Genomic DNA, 18,017 nt, shown 5'->3' with positions numbered 1-18,017 from the left:
GGCAGGTATTGTGAGTAACTGGGCAAGCATACGTCAGATTCTTTCTACCCAGTGCAGAATGACAATTTCAATGAAGTGTAAGAACGGCAGTACAGTGCACGTGAGAAAAAGTAGTCGCCCGGATGCATCCCAACAGGAAATTTTGTCAGCTCTTGGAGTGCAAAATCTACCAGGTAAGCAGGTGAAGACAACAATATGAATAAAAAGTAACTGCTCACAGAATAAGAAAAAAAGTAGTGCCATAACGGCACATGCTGGACCGGTAAATATCTGTATTTACGATAAATTGTGATCCAGCGTCACGAACTTGGGCTAACGACAACCAATGCCATTGAGTTTGATTTCGGATCAAAGCGGCGGCTATAAGCCAAGCATTGTATTATAATCTGCTAGTCAATACATGATAGATAGAGAACCGGCTGCAACGGTTAAGAAAGAGTACCTATAATAGGGTTATCTTTTTTATGGAAAAAGAGATCGAGCAGATAGGGCTGAAAAAAATGAGCTACGGCAGACAACAGTTGCCCAGCAGGAAAGAATTGACATGCTGCATGACCGCATGGGTGGAACAATCAACAACCATAGGGATAAAGAGGAGAGCACATGACATTTGTATCGTTTAGTTTATTGCACTGGTGCTGTTGCCTACAGTGTTTGCCTGGTTGGTGTTGGTAATCAGACGCATACCAAGCACGAGCTTGCTCCGATACAGGTCGAAATCCGCAGGCTGGAGGCCATCATTGCTACCCTTTCCCGCAGGGATCGGTTACCCCATGCTTCAGCAGTGTTCAGAGGGCGCCGTTGATGCAGCAGGCGATAGAGAAAACATCGACCAGGGCAAAAGCCTACAACGCTTTCACATCCCTGGCTACCAATCTGCGTGCCATCGGCAGGCCTGCAACAGCAGCCCGTTACCTCTACCACCGCGATCTGTACCGCACCTCTACGTGGCTGGAGAACCCACTGGGCTCCAACCAAAATTTCCGGCCACGCCCACTTTCTGCAGATGCTGATACCAAGCGAACCATGCAGACCATCATAGACAGATGACAGGATACCCTGGCATTGAATCTCAGGTTGGAGAGACCGCAGAGAACAACAACTGGCCGACTACCTGGAACAATATGCTTGAGTACGTCAACCCTGGCCGTATTTAGCCACCCCCTACGGCACAGACATTGTCGTTGCCAGCCATAACCGCCCAGGAAATCAGCACGAGCCGCATGTCGGAGAAATCTCGCCGCACCCAATCAACCGGTATCGGCATAAGTTACGAGGCGTTTACCAACGAATGATTATACCGATGCCTCGTATTCCTCTGCCCGTTAAGGATCCCAGGAAGAGCGACTTTCTTATGGTGGTAAGCAGTTTATTATGTATGAGAAAATGAATCAGAAGGTTGCGGCATGGTTCATCGAAGCTGCCTGGACGGCGGGGCTTGCCCCTGTGAGCATGTCTGATTTCCGAACCAACCAATTACCGCTTCTTGAGGCAGTTGGCTATCAAGACCCTGGGTGGGGATGGGTTGAGTCGTTCAAGGATCTCAAGGCTAGTGAATTGAAGGCTGATAAAGTGATCTCTGCATACCGCAGGGAAGCTGCACCCCAGGGGCAGGACTGGGATGAGCTGATCGATGAGGCCATTGATGGGCTACACGCCGGGTGAACTATTACATTTTTAATTCTTCAGTTGGCCATGCCCGCCAAACACCTTCAAAAACTTTTTGATAATTTTTCCTTCTATGCCATTCATCGGCTAACCTATCCGGGGTAACGCCGATATATGGTTTATATCTGGCATTGATAAGACAAAGAAATTTTGCTACCAACTCAGAACAGATAAACCTGTGATCACTGGAAAACAATCTTGCCAGGGGAGGCAGCAGGTGCAATATCTGGCGAGGGATTGCGTACCATCTTCCTAAATACTCAGTGCGCAGGTCAACATAGGCCTTGGCTATGGTTTCCGGATCGATCTGACATCCATTCAAGTCATTCACAGGCCTATAGATGACAATCTGTTGGCCAACATATTGCTCAAGGTTTCCCTCTTTAACCACCCACAATGACTCAAGTGTGTTTCCACTGGAGTCCCTAATTATTCCGGAATGTCCATAGGTTGCTCCATTGTCTTTTGACCACACACGTTCAATAAAACGAATAATGGCTGAGGTAGTCTCCATCCCACCCCGGACACAAAACACATCACCTGTCTGGATATTTATCATATTAGCCGAATATCCTTTCAAGAAACGATCTGCTTTCTGGAAAGTCTTTCTTGTTGCAGCTGGCCCTGTAAACTGCTGTTTCGATTTGACAGACTGGAAAATGAGCCTGCTGCTTGTAACCATGTTCGTTTTCTATCTGTACCAAAAAATATACCCTCATACATGTATTTTACAGATTTTTTCTAAAAAAAACATCTGATTCAGAAAATTTTACAAGAAAAAATCTATCAAGATTTATTACGTCTTTTTGTGTGAGAGTAATTACATTCATACTTCAATCATCAAAATAGAGTTTACTAATTCAGGTTATAACGATAAATATTATTCTGAAATAATATCGTATGTAGCTAGTATATCATTAGTAAGATAGTTTTTAATCGTTAAAGTTGTTCGATATTTTTTCACTGATCCTTTACGTGATTGCGGACATGATTTTAAAAAATTACCACTGTGATGCAAAGCTATTTTACCATTCTCCAAAATCAAACCGCCTACAACACCTTCTAAAGTAATAGCAATATATTTTTCATTTTCAATCAAGAACTGAGCCTGTTTATTTGTTATACTTTTGAATCTAACAGCATTAATTGTTCCATGTACATCTAAAGCATTTTCTATCTGAGTTTTTCCAAAATATTTTTCATTAATATATGAGCATTTAAAATAAGAAGGACCTTCGCATTCTCTGCACTCTTTAAAAAGAGATACCAAATCTTCGAGATAGCTATTGGTACTTATTGTTAGAAGTTCTTTTTTATTATCGTAATGTATTATTGAGACACCTGTAACAACATACCTCAGAGTGTCCCCACATACAATATTATCTTCATCAGAGCTGCTATCATTCCACCAATTAATTATTTTGTATAATAAAACGTAATTATTATCAATGTAGCATTTTTCTGTAAGTATAGACTCTTCTTTGGATAAGAGATAATCATACGATGAAAAAACAAATAAAAAAGTGTAAACAAAAATATATAAATATTTTTTTAGCCATTTATTTATATGTTGTCTCATAACGTGCGCTTCACATAAAAAGGAGCAAGGAACACACAGAATTATTTTCGATCCGTTTGTAAGTGGCTATTAAATCGTATTCAAGGTCATGTGCAGAAGAGGAAAAGGTTTTCCTTGACTGTCTGTAGCTGATCTACCAACAACCTTAAATCCAATATGTTTATAAAAACCAATTGCTTGAGGATTTTGTTCATTTACATCAACCTGAATTGCACCTTGACAATTGATCGCATAGTCTATTAAGACCCTGCCAACACCTTGCCTTCTACAATCTGGAGAGATAAAGAGCATTTCGATATTATCGTCTGCAACACCAATAAATCCAAGTATTTTCCCATGTTCATCTTTAGCACAATGCAAATCAACAGCGTCAAAATATTGTTCAAGTATCAACGTTTTAAAAAACAATACATCTTCTTCTTTCAAAAAATCATGTGTGGCGCGAACAGATGCTTCCCAAATCTCAATTAATTCTTTGTAATCGCTTGGATTAATAGTATAAATCTTCATCAGTATTCATCATACAAAATATAAATAAATGATCGCGGTGTTAACAACACTGATATTTCAATTAGTTTTGAGTCATAACTGGTCACAGTTGCCTCAGATTTGTACAAGCGCGTTTTTTCGCAGGTAAGCGAAGACTCCGGTAGGCTATCTATGCGGGAATCCGCGATCGTACAAAGAGATAAGCGACCAGTGGGAGACTCCGTGGAGTAGCTATGATCTGTTACAAATAAAACACTTCAGTTCAGCAACTTATCTGCACAAACTGGTTACCGGAAAGAACCGCTATGCGGCAGAAAAGCGTGTATACTTCTGTAACAGTCTGATTTTCAAATTATTTGCAAAGGAGTATACCATGAACAAAGCAGAAATAAAACGATTCGAATCTCTGCCAGAGTGCCAACTGTACAAGCTGGCCCATAAGTCATCACAGAGTTTCTTCGGTTAGCCTGCCCGATCTACCCTAGATCGAGTTGCTGATTTTTGAAATAGTTTCCCATGACGTCGATCAAGATCTCATATGTTGGGAAGGCGCCAATCAGGATATGTCTCACAGAAAAGGTGGCCAAACAACCAGATACATCTGGCCGTAGATGCGCACGGTATGCCGGCCAGAGTTATTTTCGCGAAAGGTATCAGAGCAGGTTGTTCGCAGGCTTCTCTCTTGATAAACGGCATAGATGCCGAATACCAGCTTGCCGATAGATCAAAGTTTTGGCACGGTCATTCCGCCCGAGGTAAATCGGACTTTGCAGCGATCGTACGACAAGGATCTTTATAAATTCAGACTTTTCTTACTGCTGTATATATCAGATACATTGCTCTTTGGTGTAATATCTAGTGACGACACTATCTAGGTATACTTGAGTCAAAACCGCGACATCAACGCGAACACACCCCAGCCCAAATACTCGCGGGTGTATGTGACATAGCGTTTTGGTTCCGTAGTCAGTTGGGCTCGGATATCTTTCGCGAACTCGTCGTCGGAATTGGCTTCAAGCCATCGACGCATCGTGAGCCATTTAGCAGCCTCGTATCTATCCCAGCCATCTTGGTTTGCCAGAACCATTTCAACGACGTCATAGCCAAGGCGACCAAAAGAGGCTATAAATTCAGGAAGCAGGAGAAAGTCAGAGATGGAGTTGGCAAGACACCCCTTAGCAACCTCTTCCGTTGGCGGTAACTGCCGCCAATAGGGCTCACCGATAAGGATAATGCCGTCAGGATGCAGGCTCTGTGCTAAAAGCTCAATGGTGCCGGCAACACCCCCGGCGATCCAAGTTGCGCCCACACAGGCCGCCACATCGACCTTCTCCTCAGAGACATAGCCTGCTGCGTCGCCATGGATGAATCTGACTTGTTCTGCCACGCCAAGTTCTTCGGCACGAAATCTGGCCTGCTCACTGAACAATTGGCTCATATCGACACCGGTACCAATGACGCCGTAGTCACGTGCCCAGGTACACAGCATCTCACCGGAGCCGCTGCCGAGATCAAGTATTCGTGCCCCAGGCTCCAGACGCAGCGCCGCACCAAGAGTGGCATACTTGTCGACGGTGAACGGGTTATGGATGCGGTGAGCGCTCTCGAGAATAGTAAATATCCGTGGAATGTCCATTGTAAAGCTTTCCTGGTGAATTTGGCAAAGGCGACATCAAGTTAATTAAGGCATGCCTTAAACTTGAGTAAAAATCTTCGTTTATGGCCACACACTCGCTAAAGGGCCCTATGATTTTTACTAATAACAGAGTAAAAGGGGATCTATGCATGACAAAGGTAAAGCTGAAAAAATCAAGCTATTTTCAACGTAAACAATATGCTTAGGCCTATTGTAGAATTTCAAGTTATCTTCAGACAATGGCAAGCCAGAGGGTTAATCTCCAGGTAGCAATCCAGTTGGCTTTAGCGGATGATGTGTCAGAAGTTCAACCTGGAGAAGGTGAGTAGTTACAATAAAACAATACAGTTGTCGAGACGATTCTCGTTATTACCAGGAGAAAAAAATAATGAAAATGAACAGGTTAAGATCGCTGACCATTCGTGCTGCGGGGTATGATGCATCGAACCGAACTATGAAAATAGAATTCTCAATGCAGAGAATCCTTACCTACTGTTCTGTTCCGCCGGAGGTATTTGAAGGACTACTCGAAGCTACTTCAAAAAAAGAATATTTTGAGGCCAATATTCGTGGTAAATATGCCTGTTAGTGAAGCCTGGCACATCACAATATTGACAAGCCAGGCTTCATAAAAAGATGGTTTCACATCCCTACTTTAGGACCTTCACACCTTCAGCGGCAAGACCTTTTTTTCCCTGTACAACAGAAAAGCTCACCCGATCACCATCTTGAAGTGACCGATAGCCCTCCATCTCTATGGCACTGTGATGGACAAAAACATCTTTTGTTTCATTCTCCATTTGAATAAATCCATACCCTTTTGTCGCATTAAACCATTTCACTTTTCCTTCGTACATACAATTGCTCCTGCTTTCATTGCTGGTTTTTGCTGGTCCTTCACAGCCCAACACCCACCCAAAACTCTGTTGTTTTCGCTATCATAAACTCGAAAACCTCAGAGTTACCTCCTTTTACTAACCCCCGACCGACAAAGGCTCGGGGATTAACACACAACAATTATGATTCAGTAACTGTAATAGCTTCTTCCGGACAAACTTCCACACAGGTTTCACATCCGAGACACTCATCCATAGCTGTCGGCTCGGACTTACCATCGACAATCTCAAATACACTGGCTGGACAGGAACCAACACATTCTTCACAACCAGTGCATTTTTCTTTATCAACATCTACTTGCCACATTACAACCTCCATTCATTAAAGATATCGTTTTTTCACCACCTTAACATGCAGGACATTTTAAACATCTCTGTAACCAGATCACAGTCTCACCTGATTATAAAGACATCAAAACTTTTCTATACACTCAGGGCAGCAACTCCGAGTGACACCACTTTGGCCCATCTGTGCAAAATACTCTTCAACAGTAAACCACTGCTCTGTATTATCCGCGCTATTGATGCAGCGAATCCTGCGGCATTTCATGCACACCGGCAGCATAGAACTATATTTCTCGACCAGAGCCTGCAATTCTTGTTTCTGCAGGACATTATTGGCTCGAAAAATCAATTCATCCACATCACATGGCTTCAATAAAAAGTCATCAGCCCCCTGTCGTAAGGCTTTAATGACCGTTTGGGCATTACCATCTCCGCTCAACACAATAACCATGGGTGAAGGCATAGTGCTTTTGGCTGCCCGCAGAACTTTAAAACCATCAACTCCATGCATGTAGACATCGGTAATAACCAAGTTAAAAGTCCTGTTTTGGAGCAATTCCACAGCCTGCACTCCTCCATGCGCAAGCACGACATCAAAGGGCTCAACTTCCATTTCACGCTTTAGGGAATCAAGAATAAAGGGTTCGTCATCCACAAGCAGCAGTGTTTTCTTTACCATTACCCCTGTCCATGGTTCTTCCAGGTGATGTAGTTTTGTTCCCCTGGTTCATCGAAGGGTGTAGCCGGTCTTCCTAAAAAAACAGGGAAAAAAGAAAATAAGGAAAATTAGCATGATACACAACATCATTTTTCCATGATTTGTCAATAATTGTGTTTTAATGCCAAAAATCGCCATTTTTGACAAATTGTTGAAAATGCCTTTTTCAAAATTTCGCAATTATAGTCAGATAGAAAAGTGGTTTTTTAATATAGACCGGCTGCACCCTTCATCGAATCGCTATGATCAGTTCTTTCGGTCTTGATCAATTGTCCTATGCCATTACTGCACTTCTATTTGTGTTCGCTTCGCTTTTGCAAGCTTGGGTAGTTGAATAGTCAACACTCCATTATTCAATGTGGCTGTTATTTCCTCCTCTTTTACCTCCGCAGGAAGAACAAGGCTTCTTTTATATACGCCCATACTGATCTCACGATGATGATACTCGCCTTCCCTATCTTCTTTCTTTTCACGACTTGTCTCAGCACTGATTGTCAAGACATTGTTCGCCAGAGAAAGGGACAGATCTTTTTTGTCAACGCCGGGAAGTTCTGCGGTGACTTCAATGAGATCGTCGTGCTCTACCACGTTAACAGAAGGAATTTTCTCGGTTAAATCGGTATTCCAGTTTTTAGTCATTAATTTCGGCACAGAAAACGGATACCACCAAGGCGTTGCAAAACTGGTCTCAAAAAAACGTTGCATTTCATCAAGCAAATCAATTTCGCGAGGTCTTGACAACGGTGTTTTTCCTTGAGAATTTTGTGTGACGACACTATCCCCTGCTGCTTTTTTATCTTTTTTCATTGCACACCTCCCCATGCACATTGTTAAAAGAAACCCTGTAGATTCCGCAAAATACGATATCTGCGGTTTTCATACGGATAAACAGCCTGCCCCACAATAAGGGAAAAATACTTGCAGGTTAAAGATTTTTTCTGTTCCTAGCTTTATGCTCGTCTCCAATGCTAGGTACTCTTTCCTTTTCTTTGATCAACGCTTCTTCGTTGTAGAATTCTGGATAATACTTTTCAACACATTCTGGACACATCCCATACACAAATTCTCTCTTTGTATATTCTTCAACACTCTTCTCGATAATTTCCCAAAACTCTTTTTCATCACATACTTTATTACATGATGCGCAGACCGGTACAAGACGGGCAAGATGGTCTAATCTTGCAAGAAGTTGTTGCGACAAACGTATGAAGAAAAGTCCCAAACATAAAATAATAATGCTTTCAAAAAGCGACTCTCGCCAATTAATAGGCGTCTCTGTTCCTCCCAGGAGCACATAGGGAATGTCAAGAATTTCATCAATCCACAAAATTGAGATTATCAAGACAATGGCTGCCCACTCGAGAATCAATACCTTTCTTGCTATGGATGGAGCCCCGACAAATTTCACGTGCCCTCCTATGAACTATGAAATTACAATGTTTTCGAGAGCATTGGCTCCTTAAACATGTAGTGTATTGTGCATACTTCTCTCACAAAGCGCAACAGATATTAAAAGTATACAAAATGGATACACAATCTATCATAAAAAACGAAGAAAAAGACAAAGTTACGCTTACGGTAACAGGTCAAGGAAATACAAAATCAAGATAGGGTGGAAAGAACTGTCTGGAGGTTAACCCGGGTATTGGTGATTTCCAATTTTTTGCGTATGTTTTTGCGGTGTATATTAATTGTTCCGGGAGACAAATTAAGAACATCTGCGATTTCTTTACTTCTCTTTCCCATTTTCACCAGGTTCGCAACCTGTATTTCAGTTGGAGTCAGCCTCGAGAATTTGATAGATATTGTATGAGCCATTGATGATGAAAGCTCTCCGAGATTAGCTTCCAGAATATTAAGGTACATGTGTTGCTCTGGTGTCGCAAGAATGGTTCTCAATTTCTCGACATAAGGCTGGACCAGCGTATTAATATTATCAAGAACCTGTTGTTGTACAACCTGTCTGTCTTTTTCTCTTTTTTTCAATAGAGTGTTAAGTGCAACATTAATCTCCTCGAGTTCCGCGGTTCTCTCACGTACACGATTTTCAAGTTCGCTACGAGCTTCTTCAAGTTCAGTCTGTACCTCCTTAAGTGGGGTAATGTTAGTGTGTGTACCAATTATACGAAGGGGTTTTCCACGCTTATCCCTGGCGATAACTTTGCCCCTGGATAAAATCCACTGCCAATTCCCCTGTTTGTTTCGCATTCTATATTGGATTTCATACTTATCCACCATCCCTTCACTGTGCTCTTTTCTAGCCCGTAAAACCTTTTCTTTGTCGTCCGGATGCAGAAGCGCTTCCCAGCTGGCATCATCAAAAATAGCCTCTTCATCGCTATAGCCCAGCGACCGGTGCCAATTTTCACCATAATATGATTGATGTGTTAAAAGATTGCGATCCCAGACGCCGTCTGAGGCTGCGTCCAAAGCAAGTTGCAACCGCTGCTCATTGAGGTTAAGATCGTGTTCGGCCTGACGCCTCCTCTCTATCTCACCTGCGAGCTTCAGTTGATGATAAGTTGCCTGTGAAAGCAATTTCTGTTTTTCGATGCAGAACTGAATACGATGAATAATTTCATCTGTGTCACATGGCTTGGTCAGATAATCATCAGCGCCCAAACGAAGTGCGTCTATTGCTGAAGCCATATCACCATAACCGGTGAGAATAATAACTAAAATGGAGATATTTTGTGCCTTACTGATTTTCAACAAAGAAATACCATCCATATCAGGTAGGAGCAAATCGGTTATCAACACATCAAAATTATCGGTTTGTAAGAGCTCAATAGCTTCCTGTCCAGCACCACAGCTGCTCACGTCATAACCGGCGACCTGAAGTTCTCGAACAAGTGTTGCACGAATAACAGGTTCATCATCTACAATGAGGATTCTATTATCTTTCATTGTACTTAACACCAGACAAAGGCAATCTCACAGTAAAACAGGTTCCTTTATCAGTTTCAGAATCAACCATAATCAATCCTTTGTGATTTTTAACAATACCATAGCAGACAGCCAACCCCAAACCTGTACCTTTTGCTGCAGATTTAGTAGTAAAGAACGGATCAAACAACCTTGATACATTCTCGGAAGCAATTCCAACTCCTGTATCTTCAACATCCAACTCAACATAGCCATCAACATACCGTGTACGCACAGTGATGGTTCCGCCATTCTCGCAGGCATCTGTGGCATTATTCATCAGGTTCATTACCACCTGCTGCAATTGATCATGAACAATATGAAGTAGAGGCATTTGGGAAGCGTATTCAGTAAGTAATTGTATATTTTTTTTCCTCAATTCATTGGTATACAGGAGAAACAGCGATTCAAGCATCTGGTGGATATCAACCATTGCATATCGCCCGCTAGTCGGTCGGTTAAAATCCTGAAGCCCTTTAATCAGCCCGGTCATGCGATTGCATTCCTGTAAAGCGAACTGGACAAGCTGTTCATCTTCCGCTTCAAGGCGAGCACGTTTGGCCACACCTTTCAGCACAGTCATAACCCCCTGTAAAGGATTATTAAACTCGTGGGCGATTGAAGCGGACAATTGCCCTATAGCAGCAAGTTTTTCAGCATGCAGCACCTGTTGCTGGGCGGTCTTGAGTTCCATACTGCGCTCTAAAACACGTTGCTCCAAAACATCATTGGCTTGCTCCAACCTGGCCTGAGCCTGTTTTAATTCAGTAATTTCTGTAAATACCCCCACAGCTTTAGAAGAACGATTTTCTCCCCAGCCAAATGGATGAACCGAAACAACCGAAGAAACCTTACTTCCGTCCTTTCGACACAATTCTATGTCATTAAGAGCTATACTCTCCCCTTCCATTAAATGAGTGACCTGTTCACTGAAATTATGCAATGCTGATTTCGGATATAATGCAGCTACGGATTTGCCAAGTATCTCATTTTCTTTGTAGCCAAATATTTTTTCCGCACCTGGACTGAAGCTTATAATAGTAGCGTCCTGCTCGCCTAAAGACACAATTACCAGACCTATGCTATCTGCAGCTTTATAGATTGAACTGAGTATTTCCGTCCTGTCACGGAGTTGATTCTCTGTTTTTTTTCTGACCAGCGCAGCAGCCAGGATACTTGCAGAATTCTCAAGAAGTACCAGAGTATTGGGATTATACTGTCCACTGTTTTCTGAGAACAGAGTAACCACACCAAGCACTTCACCGGATTTTGTCTTTAAGGGAATGCAATAATGCGTATGATATGGAAGAAATGGATCACCTTTGATATGCCGGGGATCTTTGGAGGATGCATAGAGAGAAACTCCATCTTTCGCCACTCGACCACAGAGACAACTTCCCAACTCTATTCGCCCGCACCTCTCGAGAATTCGTTGTTCAATCCCCTGATATGCCTTGAGCACGACTTGCTTATTTTGACAGAGAAAAATACATCCCTTTGTTTTCAAACCTATCCAGGGAAAAGAAAGCAGGATTTCCAAAAAATGACTGAGCATTTGATCTATACTCTGGTCCTGCAAGGAAAGTTTTAACAATGCATTAAGAACCAACTGCTGATGGGCCAGCTCTTCAGCTTCCTGTCTGGCTCTCTGATGCTCTGCAGCTTCAAAAAGCCATCGTTTTTGATCTGAACCACTCTCAGTAAAGACGTAGGATCTCTGCCTGTCGAGACGTTGACGAAAAGTGCCCCCTTTGTGAATGTGAACAAAATGTAGAACTGCTACCGGCTCTTCCCCTGAAACAGGAAAAGCCCCTAGTTCGCCCCAGGCAGAAAGGGTAAGTTTTTTGGAAGTATACAGAAGAAATTCCCCAAACATGGATTTCCCTGTAATAAGCGCATTATCAAGGGTGGAGTGAAAATAATTACTATGTTCAGGAGAAATATAGGTATCGATAACAGATCCAACCAGATCGTTTGCTTCAAACAGATCAGCAGCGGCCTGATTCGCTGATATGATCTTGTGCAACTTGTTCACGACCAGAGTTGCTACAGGAGACCGGATGTAAACGGTATTAAAAAAATCCTGATCGAGCGGCATAGGCATAGTTATTTGACGGTTTATGATATTTATTATGAATTATATCAAATTCATAGAACACTTCAACCCAAGGGAAGGGTATGCCCTTAAAAAATTGCCTCAAATGTTTGCGCAAACACCCCGGCCAGCAGATAAAGGCGGTGCTGGAGTAAAAATCAGCGTCCACCCTATTGGCTTTAATGTGGTCCGACAGCAAACAATCCAGATATCAGACTAATTGCACATAAACAGAATTATCTTGCAGTTTCAATTCTTTTAAGCCGATTATCTTCACAGATATTCCCTATTTGGATTGCTATCTTGATCGCATCTCATCCATGCACCAGTGAATAAGCCTATGGACACATCAGAGGAGCTAAGCCAATTGAGAGCAAATGCTTACTGAACTGGCAAGTTTCAGAGAGAATCACTGAAACTACAAAATAAACAGGCCTAATTGCTTTTACGAGATAATATATCGAGAAAATTCAGGATGATAAATAATATTGCGAGAAGGATGGAATCATCCAATAGCAAAGGGCGGCTGGATAGCCGCCCTCGTCATGCACTATATCAAAAAATAGACGCTTTACATAAGCATTTCTAAGCCAGAGAAGAAATAGCTGATTTCGAATGCAGCTGTTTCAGGAGCATCTGATCCATGGGTGGCATTGGCCTCCAGAGAATCTCCAAATTCTTTACGCAAAGTGCCTTCGGCAGCTTCTGCAGGATTGGTTGCCCCCATTAAGTCACGCCATTTTTTTATTGCCCCATCTGCTTCCAGTACCATAACTATGCATGGACCGCTACTCATAAAGTCTGTTAATTCACCAAAAAATGGCCTCTCTTTATGCACGTGATAGAAGCCCTCAGCTTCTTTCTTGCTCATGTACAACTTCTTCAGCCCAACAACTGCAAAACCTTCACTGTAAATTCTGGCAAGGATTTTTCCTGCATTTCCAGCAGCAAAGGCGTTGGGTTTGATGATTGCAAATGTTTTTTCCATGATACTATCTTTTCTCCCTGTGGTTTATCCTGGTATCGTCTGTCCATTGATAATGACCTTTTCGCCCATTAGCTGTTTCAACTTCAATTGTTTTACCCCAGAGGTAAGCCTGGAAAGCAATATCAACCATATGCCTGTGGCTTAATTTTGAAGATGCGTCACTTACGAACAAAAATTTCCTTTTACGGACTGACACCAGGTAGTGGTTTTACTTGTTATGCAAAAGTGTAAATTTGCCATCCTTAACTGTCAGCATGACAAAGGTATCCATATCAAGACCGTTGTGGTCCTGTGTGGAAAAATTGAATTCTCCTGCTGTGCCAATCAAGCCGGTGGTCGATTCTATGGCCTGCCGGACTTTTTCTTTATCCGTCCCCGCTGTTTCAATGGCTTTGGCAAGAATGGTCATGGCATCATAGGTATGCCCTCCAAAGGTGGACGCCTCCTCTTTAAACCGTTTTTCATAACTATTTTTGTAATTCAGCAAGAATTGCTTTACAGGACTTTCTTCAAGTTCTTCTGCAACTAGAAGCCTGCTGGCAGGAAACATGATTCCTTCAGCAGCAGCTCCGGCAGCAACAACATATTTGATGTTTGCAAACCCATGACTCTGAAACAGAGGTACATTCCAGCCGGCCTGACGTATATTTTTAGCCAGAATCGATTGGGCCGGGACTACAGACCAATTGACAACGGCCTGAATTTCGGGATTAGCCTGTAGCTTGGCAACAACAGCTGAAAGATCGGTAGATTGTTTATCGTAAACTTCCTCAGCAAGAATGGTCACCCCATACTCATCTGCATATTTTTCCAACTGTTTCTTCCCTGCTTTGCCAAACCCGGTATTTCCTGCAAGCACTGCAATTTTTGAAATTCCCCTTGTTTTCATGGTGGAGTAAATCTGCCGTGCTGCGAAACTGTCACTGGGAGCAGTTTTAAACACATATGGTGCGACAGGGTTAACAATAAGTTCTGCGGCTGAACAGGAAATGAGAATCGTTTTGCCGTCCTGGCAAATTTTCTTGATTTTTAACGATTCACCACTAGTAGACGGACCTATAATGGCAAAAACCTTTTCTTCCTCTATCAACTGCCTGGCAAAACTGATTGCTTTTTCAGGACTACCCTGAGAATCTTTGACAATCAACTCTATGGAGTTCCCGTTAATTCCCCCCTGCTCGTTAATTTGCTCAACAAGCATCATGAGAGATCTGCTTTCAGGAGCGCCAAGAAATGATGCAGGTCCGGTTTCCGCGAGGATAGCTCCAATTTTAATAGTCCCGGCAACGACCGTTCCCGCACAGGCCATAAAAACAAACAGCGCAAGGGACCATACCCACATGTGTATACAACCTAGTTGTATCTTCATATTCTCCTCCTCAATTAAACTCTCAATTTTCTGTTATTCCACAAAAAAAAGCAATCACTGCTGATTCACCCAAATACATTCCCGGCAAAGGCACCCTCAGTAAACCTTTAAAAAAATGCTTACTTTTCAGGAAGATACATCTCAAAACACGTGTTACTCCCCCCATGAGGCTGTAAACACGCCATGTTATTCAACACGTGATGTTTCGTCAACAATTTGTCGCAATCTACGCATAACCAGTGGCTGGCAATGATCTTTTTTACCAAGCAAATACACCTGCACCTTGCTGACAGAATTGAACGTGGGTATTATATTAAGCCAATTTTCAAATACCAACGACCCCCTGGTGTTTTCATGCGATTTCTATTTTTTTGGCCCAGAGCATCAACACGAAAATTCATCCGGGAAGCCTGGAAAACGCCGTCCTACTCATTTAGTCAGTGGCTTCATGGATACATGTACGCAAGATGGACATACGCATACATCAAAATAGGGACTGGCCGCCACGCCCTTGCCCCAATTATTACACGCCTCTACTCAACGCTACACAGGCTCACCTGCAAAAAAAATACAAATTCACGAAGATCAACTGCAAAAATTGAATTCAGCAACACCTATCACGGTAAAGTTATTGCTCTCGGAGAAGCAAAAAAACTGGTGACAGTGAATATTCCGATTACCATTGAAGACCTCGAGCAAGTCATTCCTTATGAACGAGCTCGGAGTATTATTTTAAAAAATCCCGACCATATCGTAGTACTGGATTGTCCATGCAGAGTCACCAGCCCCAATCCCTGTTTCCCTGTGGACGTCTGCCTCATCATTGGTGAACCTTTTGCTTCGTTTGTCCTTGATCATCATCCTGAAAATTGCCGAGCTATAACAGGTCACGAGGCAATAAAGATTCTAGAGCAAGAGCACCAACGTGGCCATGTACATCACGCATTTTTTAAAGACGCGATGCTTAATAGGTTTTATGCGATTTGCAACTGTTGTTCATGCTGCTGTGGTGCCATTCAAGCCTGGAACCACAACACGCCCATGCTTGCCTCATCAGGGTATGTGGTTGATCGAGTACAAGAACGTTGTTTGATGTGTGGGCTATGTGTACCTGTATGCCAATTTAATGCGCTGTACCTTTTAGAAGATAATATTCAAATTGACAGAGAAAAATGTATGGGTTGCGGTGTATGCATTAGCAAGTGCCCCCATAAAGCACTTGAGTTGAAACGGGATATGCACAGAGGAACGCCTCTGGAGGTACAAAAACTCACATCCTGATGTAACAAGCAGACTATTTTTATATCCTGAAAAACACTCTGTTTTCCGGATGCTCCTGGAAAACATTATTATTTCAATCAGTACATCATTTATTAAAAACAAACATGAGAAAAGCCAGCCAAGGGAACTTAAATCCTGCCAACAGGCTGTACTTGTGTCACAAAATATGGCAAAGTCTCTGTTACCTTCCCTGGAAAATAAAAATCTGTGAGTTTTGACAAGTCTCCACATCCCAATACAGGCTCAACATTAAACTCCAGTATCATTCCTCCATTTCGGTGCACTACATGTGGAATATCCGCTGCGGGATATACAGAACATGACGTACCAATAACTAAAAGTAGATCAGCCTGATCGGCAATTCTAGCAACATCATCCAGCGCGTGCACTGCCTCACCAAAGAGTACGATATGTGGCTTCAGGGGTTGTTTACACTGCGGGCAGAAGGGATATGGCGTGCAAAGAAGGTCAGATGCTTGAAAATGTCTGCTGTACATACACCTCAAACAATGCAACATGTGGTGATTTCCGTGAATCTCAAGACAGTCGTTCGAACCTGCTTCCTGATGTAATCCGTCAATATTCTGGGTAATAAGCCCTTTCAGCCATTGCATCTGCTGTAGTTGGGCAATCGCCTTGTGGGCTTTATTGGGTTTTGCCCCCTGTAACATTTTTCCAAGAGCTCTATAGAGACACCATGCTTTTTTAGGACTCTTTTGAAAAACGCGTAACGTCGCGTATTCCTGAGGAGGAAACATGGACCATAACCCTCCAACAGAACGAAAATCCGGAATGCCGGAAGCAACGGAAATACCTGCTCCGGTTAATGCTACAGGATAACGAGCCTGTTGCAAACAATTTGCTAAACGTTGTGGCCAAGCAATATTTTTCTGACAATCAACGGTATGCATAGTGTGACAACTTGAGAGTTTCAAAATAAAAAATTCCGGAAAAACGACTCTAACATATAGCTTTTCCTGTTTATTAGACGAAGAAGATGTTGTTGCTTGAAGGAGAAGGCCCCGAAACAAAGATATATACTGCTGATAACACGCTATTTATTATTTTTTTCTAAAAAAAGGCATACCGTGTGCAAGAAACACTTACAGAAAAGATCAATAACAATATTACAGGAAGTTTGACTTATGATTGTTACAGCATGTATCCCCTATTTTAAAGAGCTTCTTGACAAGTCAGAGGAAGCCCAAAAACCAATGTTATTCAAAGCTGCCTGTCGCATTCTTTCACCTCGCCTTCAGCAACTGGATGCACATGGTTTTTGTAAAAAACTGGGTGTAGGTGAAGAATACGTTCCCCTGTACAACCAAGTTGTTCGTCAGAACTAGCAACAAATCTTTTCGAAAGCATATAGAGTTATTTCAAAAAAAATTATCCTCGAAATTTCAAATACATGCCGGTGGTACTTTTCAGATTCACCTAGATATGAACGATAATTCCTCTTTTCAAAAGGCCTCCAAGGAGGGATTCTGAAAAGGGGAATTAGTAACTGATAACAGGTACTCCACTGAGTCTCCCGCTGGTCGCTTACCTTTTTACACCATCGCGGTTTCCCACATAGATAGCCCTAACGGAGTCTTCGCCTTACCTGCGAAAAACCGCGCTTGCACAAATCTGAGGCACCCGTAATCAGATACGGGAATTATCTTCTTGATACAGACTGTTTAGAAGAGATACAGCCATATTTGCTATATTACGAGCACTATTTTAAGAGATACCACCAAACTGGAAAAAAGAGGGTTTTTTGCCTGTCCCCTTTGTACATCACGGCGCCTCCCCATAGCCGCGCTAACATCTGCGCACTATTTCACACCGTACCCCTTCTAGCGCTATCTTATGTCATAGTCTTGTAGTAGCTTATTGTAGACATAGATTTTCTGTATTAACCGAGCCAAGAAAAAAACATGCTTGGAAATGTACAGACCGAGTTTTTGCAACTGTATCTTGCCGTAGATACAAGGCACCAAACATACAACTATAGAGCTATCAAAACCTATTCTTGCCAGCGGGCGTGCGGTAACCAATGCTACATAATCTGCTTGTTCTGTAGAGGGACTTTTCTGCCCCTTA

The 18,017-nt window shown here is 42.5% G+C and carries 22 protein-coding genes and 1 pseudogene; 9 read left to right on the top strand and 14 right to left on the bottom strand.

What is annotated here, in order from left to right:
- The first annotated feature begins 464 nt into the window (after positions 1 to 464).
- The 4 genes from G493_RS34030 to G493_RS0116630 all read left to right on the top strand — a co-directional run bounded on the left by G493_RS34030 (position 465) and on the right by G493_RS0116630 (position 1,665).
- A complete protein-coding gene (locus G493_RS34030) occupies positions 465 to 623 on the top strand; it encodes a hypothetical protein (protein ID WP_205623703.1) in 159 nt (52 codons plus the stop codon).
- Positions 611 to 805, top strand: coding sequence for a hypothetical protein (locus tag G493_RS0116645; RefSeq protein WP_028581310.1), 195 nt, complete (start codon positions 611 to 613; stop codon positions 803 to 805). The genes G493_RS34030 and G493_RS0116645 overlap by 13 nt, the downstream gene beginning before the upstream one ends.
- Positions 805 to 1,050: a hypothetical protein gene (locus G493_RS0116640; RefSeq protein WP_028581309.1), complete on the top strand. Its 246-nt coding sequence runs from the start codon at positions 805 to 807 to the stop codon at positions 1,048 to 1,050. Before G493_RS0116645 ends, G493_RS0116640 begins: the two co-directional genes overlap by 1 nt.
- Positions 1,051 to 1,374: 324 nt before the next feature.
- Positions 1,375 to 1,665 (top strand): hypothetical protein, encoded by a 291-nt coding sequence (locus G493_RS0116630; protein ID WP_028581308.1) that lies wholly within the window; start codon positions 1,375 to 1,377, stop codon positions 1,663 to 1,665.
- Between the two features lie 4 nt (positions 1,666 to 1,669).
- Here the strand turns inward: G493_RS0116630 and G493_RS0116625 are convergent, their stop codons facing one another.
- The 3 genes from G493_RS0116625 to G493_RS0116615 all read right to left on the bottom strand — a co-directional run bounded on the left by G493_RS0116625 (position 1,670) and on the right by G493_RS0116615 (position 3,757).
- Positions 1,670 to 2,227 carry a hypothetical protein gene (locus tag G493_RS0116625; RefSeq protein WP_153306555.1) on the bottom strand — a complete coding sequence of 186 codons (558 nt, stop codon included), beginning with the start codon at positions 2,225 to 2,227 and terminating at the stop codon, positions 1,670 to 1,672.
- A gap of 321 nt (positions 2,228 to 2,548) precedes the next feature.
- Positions 2,549 to 3,247, bottom strand: a complete 699-nt coding sequence (locus G493_RS0116620; RefSeq protein ID WP_028581306.1) for a hypothetical protein — start codon at positions 3,245 to 3,247, stop codon at positions 2,549 to 2,551.
- Positions 3,248 to 3,316: 69 nt separating this feature from the next.
- Positions 3,317 to 3,757, bottom strand: a complete 441-nt coding sequence (locus tag G493_RS0116615; RefSeq protein WP_028581305.1) for an acetyltransferase — start codon at positions 3,755 to 3,757, stop codon at positions 3,317 to 3,319.
- Positions 3,758 to 4,281: 524 nt separating this feature from the next.
- Here G493_RS0116615 and G493_RS34390 point away from each other — a divergent pair.
- Positions 4,282 to 4,542: pseudogene (locus G493_RS34390) on the top strand (IS5/IS1182 family transposase); the annotation flags it as partial.
- Positions 4,543 to 4,622: 80 nt separating this feature from the next.
- On the opposite strand, the gene G493_RS0116605 reads toward G493_RS34390, so the two are convergent.
- Positions 4,623 to 5,372 (bottom strand): SAM-dependent methyltransferase, encoded by a 750-nt coding sequence (locus G493_RS0116605; RefSeq protein ID WP_028581303.1) that lies wholly within the window; start codon positions 5,370 to 5,372, stop codon positions 4,623 to 4,625.
- A 394-nt stretch (positions 5,373 to 5,766) separates the two neighbouring features.
- Here G493_RS0116605 and G493_RS0116600 point away from each other — a divergent pair, with 394 nt between their 5' ends.
- Positions 5,767 to 5,961, top strand: coding sequence for a KTSC domain-containing protein (locus G493_RS0116600; RefSeq protein WP_161629843.1), 195 nt, complete (start codon positions 5,767 to 5,769; stop codon positions 5,959 to 5,961).
- 61 nt (positions 5,962 to 6,022) lie between these two features.
- Here G493_RS0116600 and G493_RS0116595 read toward each other — a convergent pair whose 3' ends face one another.
- The 7 genes from G493_RS0116595 to G493_RS32385 all read right to left on the bottom strand — a co-directional run bounded on the left by G493_RS0116595 (position 6,023) and on the right by G493_RS32385 (position 12,294).
- On the bottom strand, positions 6,023 to 6,229 hold the full coding sequence (locus tag G493_RS0116595; RefSeq protein WP_028581301.1) for a cold-shock protein: 207 nt from the start codon (positions 6,227 to 6,229) through the stop codon (positions 6,023 to 6,025).
- 160 nt (positions 6,230 to 6,389) lie between these two features.
- Positions 6,390 to 6,575, bottom strand: coding sequence for an indolepyruvate ferredoxin oxidoreductase subunit alpha (locus tag G493_RS0116590; protein ID WP_028581300.1), 186 nt, complete (start codon positions 6,573 to 6,575; stop codon positions 6,390 to 6,392).
- A gap of 105 nt (positions 6,576 to 6,680) precedes the next feature.
- A complete protein-coding gene (locus tag G493_RS0116585) occupies positions 6,681 to 7,232 on the bottom strand; it encodes a response regulator (RefSeq protein ID WP_028581299.1) in 552 nt (183 codons plus the stop codon).
- A 321-nt stretch (positions 7,233 to 7,553) separates the two neighbouring features.
- The gene (locus G493_RS32395; RefSeq protein WP_051309405.1) at positions 7,554 to 8,078 is read right to left on the bottom strand and encodes an Hsp20/alpha crystallin family protein; all 525 of its coding nucleotides are present in this window, start codon (positions 8,076 to 8,078) and stop codon (positions 7,554 to 7,556) included.
- 118 nt (positions 8,079 to 8,196) lie between these two features.
- On the bottom strand, positions 8,197 to 8,679 hold the full coding sequence (locus G493_RS0116575) for a hypothetical protein (RefSeq protein ID WP_028581298.1): 483 nt from the start codon (positions 8,677 to 8,679) through the stop codon (positions 8,197 to 8,199).
- A 194-nt stretch (positions 8,680 to 8,873) separates the two neighbouring features.
- The gene (locus tag G493_RS32390) at positions 8,874 to 10,178 is read right to left on the bottom strand and encodes a response regulator (RefSeq protein ID WP_051309403.1); all 1,305 of its coding nucleotides are present in this window, start codon (positions 10,176 to 10,178) and stop codon (positions 8,874 to 8,876) included.
- Positions 10,168 to 12,294 carry an ATP-binding protein gene (locus tag G493_RS32385; RefSeq protein ID WP_332308221.1) on the bottom strand — a complete coding sequence of 709 codons (2,127 nt, stop codon included), beginning with the start codon at positions 12,292 to 12,294 and terminating at the stop codon, positions 10,168 to 10,170. Before G493_RS32385 ends, G493_RS32390 begins: the two co-directional genes overlap by 11 nt.
- Before the next feature lie 34 nt (positions 12,295 to 12,328).
- Here G493_RS32385 and G493_RS0116555 point away from each other — a divergent pair, with 34 nt between their 5' ends.
- On the top strand, positions 12,329 to 12,511 hold the full coding sequence (locus G493_RS0116555) for a hypothetical protein (RefSeq protein ID WP_028581296.1): 183 nt from the start codon (positions 12,329 to 12,331) through the stop codon (positions 12,509 to 12,511).
- A gap of 351 nt (positions 12,512 to 12,862) precedes the next feature.
- Here G493_RS0116555 and ndk read toward each other — a convergent pair whose 3' ends face one another.
- Together ndk and G493_RS0116540 are read right to left on the bottom strand one after the other, a co-directional pair.
- A complete protein-coding gene (gene ndk / locus G493_RS0116550; protein WP_028581295.1) occupies positions 12,863 to 13,279 on the bottom strand; it encodes a nucleoside-diphosphate kinase in 417 nt (138 codons plus the stop codon).
- 208 nt (positions 13,280 to 13,487) lie between these two features.
- Positions 13,488 to 14,648 carry an ABC transporter substrate-binding protein gene (locus G493_RS0116540; protein WP_028581294.1) on the bottom strand — a complete coding sequence of 387 codons (1,161 nt, stop codon included), beginning with the start codon at positions 14,646 to 14,648 and terminating at the stop codon, positions 13,488 to 13,490.
- A 354-nt stretch (positions 14,649 to 15,002) separates the two neighbouring features.
- Here G493_RS0116540 and G493_RS0116535 point away from each other — a divergent pair, with 354 nt between their 5' ends.
- Positions 15,003 to 15,929, top strand: a complete 927-nt coding sequence (locus G493_RS0116535; protein WP_028581293.1) for an ATP-binding protein — start codon at positions 15,003 to 15,005, stop codon at positions 15,927 to 15,929.
- Positions 15,930 to 16,057: 128 nt separating this feature from the next.
- On the opposite strand, the gene G493_RS0116530 is transcribed toward G493_RS0116535, so the two are convergent.
- Positions 16,058 to 16,840: an SIR2 family NAD-dependent protein deacylase gene (locus G493_RS0116530; RefSeq protein WP_051309399.1), complete on the bottom strand. Its 783-nt coding sequence runs from the start codon at positions 16,838 to 16,840 to the stop codon at positions 16,058 to 16,060.
- Between the two features lie 234 nt (positions 16,841 to 17,074).
- Here G493_RS0116530 and G493_RS0116525 point away from each other — a divergent pair, with 234 nt between their 5' ends.
- Complete coding sequence (locus G493_RS0116525; protein ID WP_028581291.1) at positions 17,075 to 17,275, top strand: hypothetical protein; 201 nt, start codon at positions 17,075 to 17,077, stop codon at positions 17,273 to 17,275.
- Positions 17,276 to 18,017 lie beyond the last annotated feature (742 nt).

Source organism: Desulfogranum japonicum DSM 18378 (genome assembly GCF_000429945.1).
Lineage (GTDB): Bacteria > Desulfobacterota > Desulfobulbia > Desulfobulbales > Desulfobulbaceae > Desulfogranum > Desulfogranum japonicum.
The sequence above is the reverse complement of the archived record's forward strand: the minus strand, read 5'-3'. Positions and strand labels throughout refer to the sequence as shown.